At 41.7% G+C, this 13,910-nt stretch carries 17 protein-coding genes; 14 read left to right on the top strand and 3 right to left on the bottom strand.

Features of this window, described 5'->3' with window-relative positions:
* The first annotated feature begins 652 nt into the window (after window positions 1–652).
* The 4 genes from FJG96_RS01130 (at window position 653) to FJG96_RS01115 (ending at window position 3,217) form a co-directional block, all read left to right on the top strand.
* On the top strand, window positions 653–997 hold the full coding sequence (locus FJG96_RS01130; RefSeq protein WP_246046879.1) for a hypothetical protein: 345 nt from the start codon (window positions 653–655) through the stop codon (window positions 995–997).
* A 221-nt stretch (window positions 998–1,218) separates the two neighbouring features.
* The gene (locus FJG96_RS01125; RefSeq protein WP_139412387.1) at window positions 1,219–1,596 is read left to right on the top strand and encodes a hypothetical protein; all 378 of its coding nucleotides are present in this window, start codon (window positions 1,219–1,221) and stop codon (window positions 1,594–1,596) included.
* Entirely contained in the window at window positions 1,593–2,738 is a 1,146-nt protein-coding gene (locus tag FJG96_RS01120; RefSeq protein WP_139412386.1) for a DUF6990 domain-containing protein, read from the top strand. The genes FJG96_RS01125 and FJG96_RS01120 overlap by 4 nt, the downstream gene beginning before the upstream one ends.
* 68 nt (window positions 2,739–2,806) lie before the next feature.
* The gene (locus tag FJG96_RS01115) at window positions 2,807–3,217 is read left to right on the top strand and encodes a hypothetical protein (RefSeq protein WP_139412385.1); all 411 of its coding nucleotides are present in this window, start codon (window positions 2,807–2,809) and stop codon (window positions 3,215–3,217) included.
* A 901-nt stretch (window positions 3,218–4,118) separates the two neighbouring features.
* Here FJG96_RS01115 and FJG96_RS01110 read toward each other — a convergent pair.
* Window positions 4,119–4,304 (bottom strand): hypothetical protein, encoded by a 186-nt coding sequence (locus tag FJG96_RS01110; RefSeq protein WP_139412384.1) that lies wholly within the window; start codon window positions 4,302–4,304, stop codon window positions 4,119–4,121.
* A gap of 268 nt (window positions 4,305–4,572) precedes the next feature.
* On the opposite strand from FJG96_RS01110, the gene FJG96_RS09190 reads away from it, so the two are divergent.
* Both FJG96_RS09190 and FJG96_RS08800 read left to right on the top strand, forming a co-directional pair.
* Window positions 4,573–4,701, top strand: coding sequence for a hypothetical protein (locus tag FJG96_RS09190; RefSeq protein WP_281278979.1), 129 nt, complete (start codon window positions 4,573–4,575; stop codon window positions 4,699–4,701).
* A 1,197-nt stretch (window positions 4,702–5,898) separates the two neighbouring features.
* Window positions 5,899–6,057: a hypothetical protein gene (locus tag FJG96_RS08800; RefSeq protein WP_180338222.1), complete on the top strand. Its 159-nt coding sequence runs from the start codon at window positions 5,899–5,901 to the stop codon at window positions 6,055–6,057.
* Between the two features lie 166 nt (window positions 6,058–6,223).
* Here FJG96_RS08800 and FJG96_RS01105 read toward each other — a convergent pair whose 3' ends face one another.
* Window positions 6,224–6,739 carry a Rossmann-fold NAD(P)-binding domain-containing protein gene (locus tag FJG96_RS01105; protein WP_139412383.1) on the bottom strand — a complete coding sequence of 172 codons (516 nt, stop codon included), beginning with the start codon at window positions 6,737–6,739 and terminating at the stop codon, window positions 6,224–6,226.
* A gap of 384 nt (window positions 6,740–7,123) precedes the next feature.
* On the opposite strand from FJG96_RS01105, the gene FJG96_RS01100 reads away from it, so the two are divergent.
* From FJG96_RS01100 to FJG96_RS01065, 8 genes are all read left to right on the top strand, one after another.
* Window positions 7,124–7,303 carry a hypothetical protein gene (locus FJG96_RS01100; RefSeq protein WP_139412382.1) on the top strand — a complete coding sequence of 60 codons (180 nt, stop codon included), beginning with the start codon at window positions 7,124–7,126 and terminating at the stop codon, window positions 7,301–7,303.
* A 12-nt stretch (window positions 7,304–7,315) separates the two neighbouring features.
* The gene (locus tag FJG96_RS01095) at window positions 7,316–7,639 is read left to right on the top strand and encodes a hypothetical protein (protein WP_139412381.1); all 324 of its coding nucleotides are present in this window, start codon (window positions 7,316–7,318) and stop codon (window positions 7,637–7,639) included.
* A gap of 35 nt (window positions 7,640–7,674) precedes the next feature.
* Complete coding sequence (locus tag FJG96_RS09185; RefSeq protein ID WP_281278978.1) at window positions 7,675–7,806, top strand: hypothetical protein; 132 nt, start codon at window positions 7,675–7,677, stop codon at window positions 7,804–7,806.
* A 377-nt stretch (window positions 7,807–8,183) separates the two neighbouring features.
* Entirely contained in the window at window positions 8,184–8,750 is a 567-nt protein-coding gene (locus FJG96_RS01085) for a hypothetical protein (protein WP_139412379.1), read from the top strand.
* Window positions 8,707–8,964 carry a hypothetical protein gene (locus FJG96_RS01080; protein ID WP_246046878.1) on the top strand — a complete coding sequence of 86 codons (258 nt, stop codon included), beginning with the start codon at window positions 8,707–8,709 and terminating at the stop codon, window positions 8,962–8,964. The genes FJG96_RS01085 and FJG96_RS01080 overlap by 44 nt, the downstream gene beginning before the upstream one ends.
* A gap of 183 nt (window positions 8,965–9,147) precedes the next feature.
* Entirely contained in the window at window positions 9,148–9,714 is a 567-nt protein-coding gene (locus tag FJG96_RS01075; protein ID WP_139412378.1) for a hypothetical protein, read from the top strand.
* A gap of 743 nt (window positions 9,715–10,457) precedes the next feature.
* Entirely contained in the window at window positions 10,458–10,826 is a 369-nt protein-coding gene (locus FJG96_RS01070; RefSeq protein WP_139412377.1) for a hypothetical protein, read from the top strand.
* Window positions 10,827–10,845: 19 nt separating this feature from the next.
* Window positions 10,846–12,000 carry a DUF6990 domain-containing protein gene (locus FJG96_RS01065; protein WP_139412376.1) on the top strand — a complete coding sequence of 385 codons (1,155 nt, stop codon included), beginning with the start codon at window positions 10,846–10,848 and terminating at the stop codon, window positions 11,998–12,000.
* A 787-nt stretch (window positions 12,001–12,787) separates the two neighbouring features.
* Here FJG96_RS01065 and FJG96_RS01060 read toward each other — a convergent pair.
* Window positions 12,788–13,111 carry a hypothetical protein gene (locus FJG96_RS01060; RefSeq protein ID WP_139412375.1) on the bottom strand — a complete coding sequence of 108 codons (324 nt, stop codon included), beginning with the start codon at window positions 13,109–13,111 and terminating at the stop codon, window positions 12,788–12,790.
* Window positions 13,112–13,910 lie beyond the last annotated feature (799 nt).

The raw sequence follows: 13,910 nt of genomic DNA, 5'->3' as shown, positions 1-13,910 counted from the left end.
TTCTACGCCCATCTTGGAGGTTTTTGCGCTTTAAGGGGCGGTGGTGAGACTCTTTGAGCACAAAAGCTTTAGGGACGGTGAGAGGTTTAAGTTTTGAAACAAGCATAAAATCCATTTCCACCATGTTTTGAGGTTGGCTTAAGGCTAGGCTTTAGTGATAGCTTGATGACTCAAGTTGTTTTCAAGATAAAGCAACGCGCAGATGATTTTCTTGAACGAGGTTTGTTTTTCTTGTCAAAGGGACTTCTCTTGAGAAAAAACGCCTCTCAGAATTTTAGAGCTAGAGACTGAACAAGTGTGCAAGAGTAAAGGAGGAAGTGTACAATTGTTTAATAGAGATGGCGTTTAATAGAGGTGGCGTTTATAAAAAAAGTGGGTTGAGGAGACAAAATAGACATTCAGACAACGAGGCGATAAGACAAACGAGAAGATCCGTCTGCGGTGGGAAAACATGCTCTTTGAAGTCAAAAAAAATGCTTCTCCCGATATTGTTTTTATAAAAGATGAGAAAAGATAAAGATTAAGAAAAGGCAAGGATTTAAAAAAACAAGCAATTGAACTAAAAGCTATGGATGGTGATGAATGGCATTCATGATCAGGAACAACGTTTTGATTCATGAACTTAATGTTTTAGACAAATGAGGGAGAAAAAATGAAGCGCAATGGGGGGAATTTAATGTCGAATAGGGGAAAAAATTCAAGATCAGCTCAGGAACTACGGGCTTTTTCTTTGGCAGAAGCATTTCTGACACGCAAAAATTATAAAGTTATCTTTTGCCTTGCTTTTATTCTTGAGGCTTTTAAAGTGGCACTTGCACTGGTATTTGAGTGGGATTTGACAGGGTGGTGGAATTATAGTCTCTTCATTCTCATGTTCATCTTGGTTGTTCTATCCCTGCTTCTTTTTTTATTGATCCCTGTTGCTTTTGTGGTTCGTGTTATTTTTACGCATTTGTTGAAAAAAAAGATTGCTCAGTTGGAGCAAGCAATTAACTAAAAGCGCATAGCGGCTTCGTATCGGCAAACGAGTGGGTAAAGAGGAGGGCAAAATGAATATACGGATTTTTCTCTCTTTTTATGCTTTGTTGGAGCGCTCTTATGGGCGTGATGTTTGACCAAGGGGAAAAAATAAGCGGTTGATCGTGGTAAATTGAATTCATTGTAAGGACAAAAGCGTCGTTTCATGGAAATAGCTTTTTAGACAAATGAGGGGTAAAAATGAAACACCATGAAAATGCAGCATTGGATGGGAGCCCACGGGTTTTTTCTTTGGAAGAAGCGTTTCTGACACGCAAAAATTATAAAGTCATCTTTTGCATGACTCTCACTGTTTCAACTTTGAGAACGGCTCTCTTCTTACCAGCATTGCTTGGGGTGAAGTTGACAGAGTGGGAAGTCAGTGTCGCGGCTCTTCTTTTGTTTATCATGCTGTTTATATCAGATTTAATTTTTATATTGATCCCTGTTGCTTTTGTGGTTCGTGTTACTTTTACGTATTTGTTGAAAAAAAAGATTGCTCAGTTGGAGCAAGCAATTGACCAAGCGGAGAACGGCTACATATCGGCAAACGAGTGCGTGAAGGGGAGGGGAAAATGAGAGATATCCTTGTTCTATTCTCATGGGGTGTGGGCGTGACGCTTTTTACACTGCTTTCTGCTGTGTGCATGATGTTTATTTGGGCATTGTATTATTCTGCTTTCAAGCGCGTGAGATTATATTGCCAAGTGAGGAAAGAATTAAGACGTGTGCTTAAACAACCGGTCGCCTTTGAGCCGTCCAGTGGGGAAACACCGATGATGAAGTCATCATTTGAGGAAAAAGAGTTCAAAGCATTTTCTTTTGCTGATGAGGAAATTCTCACGATGGAAAGTGCAACGGAACTTTTGAAAAGTTTGGGGGGAAGGATAGAAATTGACGAAAAAGGGGATCATTTGGCAACCTTCTTTTTACCAGATCGTGAAGTACAATTTCTTTATAATGCTGAGAAGGGGTATCCGCAATTTGATTGTGCCATTGCGGTGGTCTCTGGTATCCATGCGGCAGCTTGCCAAACAATCGACCCTTATAACTCTGGAGGCTTGATTGCTCTTGAATTGAGTTTTGATCTGAAGGGATTGGAAATTTTTGAAGAAAAGGTCAGCGCGGGGCGTTTACGCCATGCGCTTGAGAAGGCTTTAGAAAAGGCTATGGGCGAGGTTGATCTTGGCAACATGCTCCGCTCTCAATATCACATTCTTCCTTGGGAACACAAAGTTGTGAACCCTAAGTTTTCATCTTATGCGCTACGTTATCTTGCAGCTTTAGCCTTGATAGGGGATGTTGAAACTTTAGACTCCTATCACAAAAGCTTTATGGAAGGTGAGAGACTGGGCTTTGAGACAAGCATTACAGAAGAGCATTTAGAACGCGCGATAGCGATTGCTAAGGCGGTAGAAAAGACAAAACAGCCCAGTTATGATCTGCTTCAACAGACGGCAAAGAGTTTTTCTATAGAGGTGGAGAGTTATGACTGTTTCAGAGCTACAGATCCAAACTTTTGCAATAGAAGACGTTCTGTTTACGAAAATTTGCTCGAGGAAAAGCGAGAAGAATTAAGGCAACAGGGATATACGGTTTACGAAAAGGATACGATTTGTGAGGTTGATGGAAAAACCGCTCGTCCCCATATTCTTTATATCAAGGATGGGGAATTAGAATATATGGATGTAAAATTTAAGATTGGTGAAAAAAATTATTGAGAAAAATAAAGCATTTAGGTAAATTAACTTAAAATGGCGCGTCAAAATGAGAAAAACAGAGGGGAGCAATGCAGGAGAAAAACGCAACATTTGAAGAGTCTTTCTTTTCAGGCAAAAAATTGACAGTATCTTTAGGGGTAAGCTGTAAAGGGGTGGAAAGCTGTAAAATGATTGGGCGCTCCTTTTTCAGCATGTTTTGCACAATATTTTATACGGGGTTTTGCAGGGTTTTTTACACGGGCCTTATGATGATGGCTTTAGAAGTTCCTGCGGGTGCAAAGTCTCTGGTACAGCCAGAGCAGTGGGCAAGATGGGAGGCAATGGGATCTCTTATTTTTCTCTTGCCGGTGTTGATTTGGTTTTGTCTTCTCACCCCTCTTCCAATCCTTTGGGGGGTTGATCGTTTTAAAGAGCGCAAATTGAAAAAAATAAGGCAAAAATTAGAAGAAGAAACAAAGCTGCTAAAGATCAATCGGTGAGACGATCGCCATGAGAAATGAGGTGGTTGCGCTTTTTATTTTTTTCTGCCGTTGGGCGGTTTTCTTCTCGAAACTGTGACGGTTTTTGCTCTTTTTGTTACGATGATCATTGTGGTGCCTTATTAGTGTTTCATCAAGCGGTTGAGGCTTACTTTCAGAGTGAAAAAACAAAGGCGCTTGATGAAAGAACAGCCGCAGCATTTTTGTTTCTCTAAAAAAAGCTTGAAAGAGATCGTGCAGCAAAACTTAGCCTTAGACACAAAAATAAGTTCCCATGCGTTTAAAAAATGGCTCTTTTTTCCAATAAAGATTATGTCATCCACGCATGACTCTCTTTCATCATTATGGTTAGTTTATGTCTATGTGACGTTCTATACAGAGGTGAATTTTTTGAACGATGAGAAGAGATTTATCTCTATGAACATTTTCTTTTTTTTACTTTGTTGTTTTCTCGGCATGTCTTTTGGCAACGGTTCCTGTTATTATAATCCTTCGTGAAATTTTAACCTCTCGGCTAAAAAAGTAGATTCAGCAATTGAAAGAAGTGACGAAAGCCCTCTCAATCAATTATAAAGGGGAGTGGCAATTATAAAGGAGAGGGGCAATTTATAAAGGGGAAGGGCAATTTATAAAGGGGAAGAGGGTAAAATGCATTACGAAATGCTGGATGCCACGGTGGTTTTGATGGTTCTGTTGGGGGGCTTTTGGATTTGTTCTTAACACTACCCATTGTGGCACTGTATATTTCTTTTATCAAGCGGCTGATATCCTCTTATAAGGTCACGCGGCAATTAAATGCAGTACTGAAAAAGCGCATGTAGTCTTCATGGCGTGAGGAGGCACCTTTTTAGATCATGCCCTTGCTTTATGGCTTTGAGAGGCATGGAGGGGCTATGGTGCACTACGTTTTACATTTGCCTTTGTTTGAAGGAAGCTGAAGCCAATCAATTGGTTTGGAATGATATTGGCTCTCTACGGTTTTCTTCAGATAAGCAAAATCGTAAAAACGTGAATCTGTAAGACCAAGTGGGTGTGCTTGGTCAAGAGTATGACGGTTGTGGGAAGAATAGTCGGCTGAAGAGGGCATGAATGGTGCGGTAAAGGTGGAATGGAGACAGGGTATTTGAGAGAAGGGGCTATAGGGTTTGCGTGCGAAACGATAGAGAGCGTCTAGGGAAGAGCTGTAAATAAGTTGGAATAGTGCGTGGGAGAATTGATTAGAAAGGGAGATGATCAATAGTTTTAGGATAGTATTGAATCTCTACGGTTTTCTGTAAATAATCAAAGTCGTAAAAGCGTGTAACTGTAAGCCCAAGGGGGTGTGCTTGACCAAGCGCATGAGGCATTGGGGATGATTGGGTGAAAAGGGGGCGAATGGAGGTGTGGAGGCGTATGAGAGGGCGAAAGGGATAGGGCAGGAACGCTTGAAATGGTGGGGAGTTTGGGGGAAAGGGGGAATGGAAAAGCCATTGTGTGAAGCATGAGATTTGAGGAAGATATGAGGGATGCTCAACCGGTAAGGAGAATGAAGACCATGGGTGGTGCTCTCTGCTTCTTTTATCACATGCTTTTTATCATAAGGTCACAGGGTAATGAGATGCAGCGCTGAAAAAGTGCATGTAGTCTTCATGGCGTGAGGAGGCACCTTTTTAGATCATGTCCTTGCTTTATGGCTTTGAGAGGTATGGAGGGGGTATGGTGCACTATGTTTTACATTTGCCTTTGTTTGAAGGAAGCTGATGCCAATCAATTGGTTTGGAATGATATTGGCTCTCTACGGTTTTCTTCAGATAAGCAAAATCGTAAAAGCGTGTAAATGTAACTCCAAGGGTGTGTGCGCTTGGTCAAGAGTATGACGGTTGTGAGAAGGATAGTCGGGTGCAGAGGGCATAAATGGTGCGGTAAAGGTGACTGGAGACAGGGTATTTGAGAGAAGGGGCTATAGGGTTTGCGTGCGAAACGATAGAGAGCATCTAGGGAAGAGCTGTAAATAAGTTGGAATGGCATTAGTGATGGGAAAGTTGTGTGGAGAATGGGGGAAGAAATTGGAAATGCGAGAAGGCGTTTTGTACAAATTTTATTAAAAGGTTTGGCTTTTAAAAGTATCGTCTTTATTTTTTTCTCAGGATTGTCATTGGTGATCGTTTAGGAAATAGTATGATTTGAAGAGTGGTGTCTTTTTATATAAATTGGTGGAAGGTTTTCGTATTACGTTTGCCATTGTTTGAAAGGGGATTAAATCAGTCGTCTTGAGATGATATTGAATTTATACGGTTTTCTGTAAATAATTAAAATCGTAAAAACGTTGAACTGTAATAGCAAAGAGTGCGCTTGGTCAAGAGTATGACGGTTGTGGGAAGGATAGTCGGCTGAAGAGGGCATGAATGGTGCGGTAAAGGTGAATGGAGACAGGGTATTTGAGAGAAGGGGCTATAGGGTTTGCGTGCGAAACGATAGAGAGCGTCTAGGGAAGAGCTGTAAATAAGTTGGAATGGTGCGTGGGAGAATTGATTAGAAAGGGAGATGATTAATAGTTTTAGGATAGTATTGAATCTCTACGTTTTTCTGTGAAAAAGCAAAATCGTAAAAACGTGGAGCTGTAAAGGAAAAGGGGCTTGATCAAGCGCATGAGGCATTGGGGATGATTGGGTGAAAAGGGGCGAATGGAGGTGTAGAGGCGTATGAGAGGGCGAAAGGGCATAGGGCAGGAACGCTTGAAATGGTGGGGAATTGGTGGAGAGTTTGGGAATGGGAAAGCCGTTGTGTGGAGCATGAGGTTTGAGGAAGATATGAGGGAAGAGAGTGGAAGTGTGGGGAGATGTTTTGTCCCAATTTATTAAAAGATTTGGCTTTTAAAGGGATCGTATTGTCTTCTCAAGATTGTCATGGAGGTGTGTTTATTCTCAATGTCCATGATTTTGAGAGAGTGTCGTTTAAGAGAAAGTTTAGAGCACAGAGTTTGGAGGGTGCTTGTTTGCTCAAGAAAAAGCAAAAGGAGGGATTGAATTACAAGTTTTGTTTCTTCATATGATTTTTTATGGCATCCAAGATCTGTTGACTTATCTCTTTATGGGTCAGCCAGCGTAAACCTTTTGACGTTGTTTTTGGTCCTAATTGAATGGAGATGAAATCAATCTTATTTTTACGTGCGCATTCAGTTAGCATTTGATCATACGCGTTGGAACCAAAAACATGAAGAATGCATGGGGGATTAGGTAAAAGCGCTAATTGTTCAATTAATGCGCAAGAAAAGGCAAAGGCGGATGAATGAATCCATAATATGCAATATTTTAAACCATGCCATTGCTTCACGGCTTCTAAAAATTGTGTCCGTGATGTTGCACAATCATAATCCAATCGTATGCACAACTGCTGTTTTTGGAATGCTTCAAACTGGACTTTTGGGGAAAGAAAGCGGGCGGCGATAATGGCTTCTTTTGGCTTGAGAGATTGACAAAAAGGAGCGAGCATTCCTGTGCCCCCTACAACTAAATAACGATAATGCGCATCCTTTTTTTGCATGTCCCCACCCCTTTTCCTTCAAACGCATTGCTTTAAAATATACACATTTCATCAGAAAGTCGTTCACAATGTGTTTGTATCTCTTTCCTTATAATTTGCCAAGGAAAACCTTTATCCTCTAAGGCAGAAGCTTCATCTAAAAAAGGTGAATTGATATTGGCGCGCGTAACCCGTAAAGTGTGCGCACTGACCGGCAATCAATGCGTAGATGGTGGTGCGCTTTTTGGGTTGCACTCCCATGAGAGATAAGCTTAACGGGTTTATTTCAAAAGGCATTATAGGCTTAAATGATCAAGCGTATTTTTTTAACACACGAATATGAGCCTTGAGAAAGGTGGATTGGCGAGAAGAGACACCTCGAGCTGCTGCGATGGTTTTTACAAATTGTGGCAGGTATGGCTGGTGTGGTTTGTGGGTATGGGTGAGGCTTGTTGTGAGCGCAGGGGTGGTTTGCCCGTAAGGCGGTGCGGCTATGGCTGTCCGTGGTGGTGGGATATGGCGTTTGGGGGTGAGTTTGTGGGCGTTATGGAGGCTTATTGTGAGCGCAGGGGAGGTTTGTCGTAAGGCGGTGCGGGTATGGTTGTCCGTGGCGGTGGGATATGGCCGTTGGGGGGACTGGTGTGGTTTGTGGGTGTGGGGGAGGCTTGTTGTGAGCGCAGGGGTGGTTTGTCCGTAAGGCGGTGGGGGTATGGTTGTCCGTGGCGGTGGGATATGGCGGTTGGGGGGGACTGGTGTGGTTTGTGGGTGTGGGGGAGGCTTGTCGTGAACGCAGGGGAGGCTTGTCGTAAGGCGGTGCGGCTATGGCTGTCCGTGGCGGTGGGATATGGCGGTTGGGGGGACTGGTGTGGTTTATGGGTGTGGGGGAGGCTTGTCGTGAGCGCAGGGGTGGTTTGTTCGTAAGGCGGTGCGGGTATGGCTGTCTGTGGTGGTGGGATATGGCGTTTGGGGGGGACTGGTGTGGTTTGTGGGTGTGGGGGAGGTTTGTTGTGAACGCAGGGGAGGCTTGTCGTAAGGCGGTGCGGGTATGGCTGTCTGTGGTGGTGGGATATGGCGGTTGGGGGGGCTGATTGAGGTATTATGATGGTGCTCGATGAGACTGTTAAAGCCATGGGGGGTGATGGAATGGGGCGCTTGATTTTTATAGAACTATCAGAGTGTTATCGCTATACCATTCATGAGGGTCTATGAAATGAGGGTGATAAGCTTTGGTTTGGCAGTGTTGAGCGCATGCTTCTTTAACACAAGACCGCGAAGGGGCGGTATTTAATGATTGACACCCTCAAGATTGAGAATATCCATATCTTTGGGTAATATTGGGAATATCCCGTGTACTTTGGGCGCATTCTCTTTAAGGACTTCTCTTGGGTGACAATGCGTTTTACTTAAGAGATAATTTGTGTCAAGAAAGAAAAAAACACATATTTTTGTAAACAAGGAAGCGCAAATGAAGGGGGAAATTTCAACAGGGGATAAAGAACCGCGCTCTTTTGCTCTGGAAGAGTCCTTTCTTTCCTATAAAGAGCATAGCATTATTTTTCTTATTTCTGTGATCATGGCGCTGTGTCGGTGGGTTTTTTTGATATTCTTAGAATTCAAGAAGCCGTTGACTGTTGCTCAAGAGAATACGCTTTTTGCCTTTTTTGTGCTGCGTGAAGTCATTATGGTTTGTGTGTTTGCTTTGATGCCTGTTCTCTTGGGGCTTTATCTCATCTTAACGCATTTTTTGAAAAAAAACATTCAGCAGTTGAATGAGCTTCTTCAGCAACGGGGGAAAACAACCGATCAACAAAATCATCTTTCAAAAAAACATAGAGAAAATATAAGCTGTTTTTTTATCGTATTCCTTTGCTTCATCATTTTGTTTGACGTGTCTTTTACGGCAGGGGGTGTCATACTAATTTTGGAATTTTATTCTTTTGTCTTTAAGCGCGTGAGACTGTATTGCACCGTGAAACGCGCATTAAAACATGTCAGACAAGAGCCAAACAGAGCGCTGTCGCCGTTATCGTGAGGGGGGGACAGCTGTTCTCGTGACACAAGAAGAGGAGAGGGTTGAAGAATCATCAGATAAAGAGGGTGATGACGCCCATTGTCGTTTGTGGATGAGGAGGTGTTCTTATCATTTGGAGAGCAAGAGCGTTCAAAAATCTCTTTTTAAAAAATCTCTGGGAGATTTATTCGAAAACAAGGGAAGAGCCATGCATCGCGCTTTTCGTGGGGCTTAAAAGAGCGGGGCTTAAAAGAGTGGGGCTTAAAAGAGTGGGGCTTGAAAGAGTGGGGCTTGAAAGAATGGGCGTGAAAGAGTGGGCTTGAAAGAGTGGGCTTGAAAGAGTGGGGCTTGAAAGAGTGGGGCTTGAAAGAGTGGGCGTGAAAAAAGAAATGTGCTTATATAAAAAAGGGAAGAGAAAATGAAGGGGAAAAATTCAACATTTTATAACGAACTGCTCAATTTGTTTGAGAAAGAGTATTCTTCTGTGCGAGAGTATGTTGTCATTTGTCTCCTCTCATTCATGCTTGAGTTTGGAAACCGCACTTTCTTTCTACCCTTCTTGGAACAAGGGAATTTGACAGGGTGGCAGGTGAGTTCCTTTTTTCACGCTGTATGTGTGCTTTGGACAGTTATTGCTGTGGGTGTTTTGGCTTTGACCCCTATTTTGGCGATCCTCTGCATCATATTGTGGCGTTTGTTGCTTAAAAATGCGCGCATATTGAACAAAATAAATGAGCAACGGGGGAAAATAACCCCTCAGCAAAAAGAGCGCGATAAAGAGGGCGTGAGCGTAAAAATGGACGAGCTTCTTCTTACACTATTGGGTCTTGTGTTTATCTTCGTGGTGATGTGGTTTGCGGTTATTCCCATGATGATTTTGCAACTTTATCGTGGTGTCTTTAAGTTGGCGAGAAGATATGGTTGTTTAAAAAAAGAGCTGAAAAGCCTGTTGAAAGAACAGGAGACAGCCTTTGAAAAATCATAAGCCAAAGAAAAAAATCTAAAAAAATGCTGAAAAATTGAGCATTGATGGGGAGTGCTCTCGATAACATTTTGCCTTTGAAGTTTTTGGGGGCTTGAGGGGTGGCCATGCAACATTGCTCTAAAGGGTGAGGGAGGCTGAATGGCATGTTTGGGGAAAAAAGCTTGAATTGGAGACTGTCATTAATAGGTCGTGTGGGATTAAAGACCGCGTGGAATTAAAGAAATGTGGGATTTAGAGTGTGGGGTCCTAGAGCTTAGAGTGTGTTTGGGGCGCTTGACTTTATTCATTTGAAATGTGAGATAGGTAAAAGAGCAGTTTTGGGGAGTAGGTGATCGCGGTCTCTTGTGCTGGTTCCCTCTTTTTAAGCGCCTTGTTTATAGAGGTTTTGAAATGAATCTAGAAGAGTGTGAGGGCTAGAAAATTTTCTTGAAAAAAGGGGAATTTTTTGGCAGAAAAAGCTCGAATTGTGACTAATGTCTTTTAAAGATAGGCGCGGGTTGAAATTCTTCACTGTTTGAGGAAGGCAAGAGGGGAAAAGATCCCTCGGATATTATTACTTTATGATTTTTATTATGACGCAAGCCATGAACCGCCTGTGCTCTTTTTTTGATTTTTAGATTTCGCATGCGTGTCTCATGCCTCAATTGCCAAAAAAAGATCCAGAAATGAGAAGAAGCATTCTCTGTATGAGAGAAAATAAGCTCTCTACTACGCGGGCTTTGTCAAAGAGAGAGAGGGAAAAAATGAAAGAGCAAAATTGGACATTAGAGCAACAAACCCATAAAAGTGTCCGTTCTTTTGCGTGCCAGCAAGCGTTGCTCTCACCAAGGGATTATAAAGTTATCTTCGCTCTTGCTGTGATCATTATCCTTTGGAGTATGATTCTAAGAATACCGAATGTCTTAAATTGGCAGCTGACAGGCTGGCAATATGCGGTGCATTTCGTTGCTTTTAGGGTGACGGACGCCATAGAAGGCTGTGCTCTTTTCTTGATTCCGGTGATGTTCCGAGTGCGTCGCAACGTGACGGGTGCCTTGAAAAAAAATATTCAGAAATTAGAAGAAGCACTCTCTGTACGAGAGCAAATAAACTCTCTGTCGCATAGGCTTTAGCAAAGAATGAGAGGGGAAAATGAACAATAATCCTATCGTCGTACATCTTTTGGATCCCGAGCTCTGGGTGGTTACGGCTATTTCCATGGTCATTATCATGTTGGTTTTGGCTCTTTATATCTCTGTCTTCAAACGGATGAAAATGAATTCCGCAGTAAAAGACGAGCTGAAACGTGTGCTGAAAGAAAATGATCTGGCAACGCAGCAGTTTTGGAAAGACGAAGCTGTGGTGCTGGAGAGGCGTTTGCAACAAGAGGGAAAAGAGTTCTTGATCGATGATGATGAAATTCTCACCATGGAAAGTGCAACAGAACTTTTGAAAAGTCTGGGGTGGTCCGTAGAATTGTTGAGAAAAGGAGATCATTTGGCGACCTTCTTTTTACCCGATCGGGAATTGCAGTTTCTCTATAACGAGAAACACATAGAAGAATTTTCACCCTTTGATCGCGGACTTTTAGTGATGAGCGGTGTTTTTGCGGCGGCTTGTCAGACCATTAATCCTTATAATTCTGGGGTTTTGCCAACGGTATTTATAAATTTTGTCCCCAATGGATTGGAAATTCATGAAGAGAAAGTGACTGCCTCGCGTTTCAAGAAAGAACTTGATAAAACTTTAGAATGGGCAATGAAAGATGATTCTTTGCATGAAATGCTTCGCTCTCAATATCGTATTCCACCTTGGGAAAGAGACTCTTTAGTATGGGCAGAGGGTGAAGTAGAGTTTGTTCCTTATGCTCTGCTGCATCTTGCTGCTCTTGCCTTGCTGGGAGATGTGGAGACGTTAGGTTCTTATGATGAAAGTTTTGCGGTAGGCGATAAACTTGGCTTTGATGACACCATTGAAAAAATCCATCTGGAACGCGCGATGGTGATGGCTCAAGAGGTGAAGGAGGCAGGAAAATTCAGTTACGATCTGCTGGAACAGGTTGCAAAGATTTTCTCCATAGAAGTGAATGACACTCAAATTTTCAGAGTAAGAAATCCTTATTTATGTCATCAAAAACGAGATTTGCATCAAAAAATAGTCGAGGAGAAAAAACAAGAATTAAGGCAACAAGGATATGTTGTGAGTGATGAACCATGCGTCATAGAATCAGAGGGGGTAAAACATGCTCCTGATATTACTTATCTCAAAGAGGGTGAGCCTGCATTTATGGATATAAAAATTGATTAGTTTCCTGAAGGTATTGGAGAGCGTCTTCTGATTTGATGACAGTCTTGTTGAAAGAAGCTTAGCACCATGATTGAAAGGTTTTCTCTCCAAAGCAATACAAAAAATACAGGGGCAAAATACACAATAAAAGCAAAATACAAGAGAAAAATAGAAGAGCTGGAAAAAATCAAAAAGTACAGCAGCTTTTAAAAAATCCGCTGAAAATATTTTTTCTCAAGATGAGGGGCAAAGTTACGTGATGGTAAATTTGTCTCTTTTTTTGTTTTTTAAAGTCTATTTGTTTTAAGAAAAGCCGCTTTATTATGTGAAAAAAAGCGCGCTAGAGATGAGAAAATATTCAGTTTAAGTGAGAAAATATCATTATGGACTGCGTAAAACACTGTTGTTTCCGGTGCGGGGATATGGGTGTGAAATCTAGGGGATATGGTGCTTTGTTTATTGAGGCTGAAAAGTGAATTTTCGCAAGACCAGAATACCCACGCGCATTTTCTTGAAAGCAGAAGAATTGATTGGGAAAACGGCAGAATTATGGAATATTTTTGACAAAAAAGTATGGGATCTAGAGTTTAGAGCTCTGAGAGCACGAGCCGTCTTCATTTAAGAGGGAGGAAGATGAAATCGAGTGCTGTTTTTGAGCGGCTGATTTTTGTTCATAAAATACAATACAAATAAAATAAAACAAAGGATAAATTAAAACAAAACAAAGGCCCCCTTTTAAAAGGGCCTTTTTATTTTTGTTTTATAGTATACAAAATGTATATAACTTTATTTTAAGAACTTTTGTTTCTTATACTCTCGCAGAAATCATCTGCAGAAAATATATCATGAGTGAGCCTAAAAAACTCGCAATAGCATTCAATAAATTTTTTCCTTTTGCATAGATATCATCTATAGATGCTTGTTCTGATGCAGTTCTATTCGCTGTTCTCAGTATATTCAATGTATCCGATGGGCTCATTACTTGCTTAAAAAACTGTGAATGTGTTTTTTCAACAGTATAAGGAGCAACAATAGGAGAGGGCGCTTGATTGACTATACGATCAGACTTTTGAATCGCAAGAGCTAAACCGCTTGTAATTGCCCCCGCTATAAAAAAATATCTGATATTCATCGTTTTCTCCTATATTTATTTCTATAAATAAATATCGATACGTATCATATATAAATTCACTTTAACTGACTATAGTAAAAATACAACAGTCATAAAAAAGAATAAACTTTGTCTACATTTTGACAAAATTTACTCTTAATTGCCTAAATCAATTCTTTATGATTCCATTTTATGGAGATTTTAAAAAAGCTTAAACGCTCTGTCCGTGAAGTGGAATCCTGTAAGAGGGGTGGCAAAAGAACTGCTGTAGAAGTTCTTTTTGTGCCATTGACTAAAGATTTATAAAAATGAGGGTTCATTAAAATTAAAATGAGATGTGATGAAAATTGAGTCAACCCCGTGAAGGGAAGGGTGCACTCTTTTGAGAGTCAAAGTGCATCTTTTATGAGATTGGGTACATGCCACATGAGGGTGAGGCGTGTATCCCTTGAGGGGAAGGATGCACTCTTTGTGAGGTCAGAGTGCATCCTCTATGAGATTGGGTACATGCCGCATGAGGGCCCACGGCCTGTATCCCTTGAGGGGAAGGATGCACTCTTTTGAGGGCTAGAGTGCATCCTCTATGAGATTGGATACATGCCGCATGAGGGTTGAGGTATGTATCCCTTGAGGGGAAGGATGCACTCTTTGAAGGCGGAGTGCATCCTCTATGAGATTGGGTACATGCCGCATGAGGGTGAGGCGTGTATCTCTTGAGGGGAAGGATGCACTCTTTGTGAGGTCAGAGTGCATCCTCTATGAGATTGGGTACATGCCGCATGAGGGTTGAGGTATGTATCCCTTGAGGGGAAGGATGCAC

This window comes from Bartonella mastomydis, from assembly GCF_900185775.1.
Lineage (GTDB): Bacteria > Pseudomonadota > Alphaproteobacteria > Rhizobiales > Rhizobiaceae > Bartonella > Bartonella elizabethae.
This window is presented reverse-complemented; position numbering and strand designations above follow the sequence as displayed.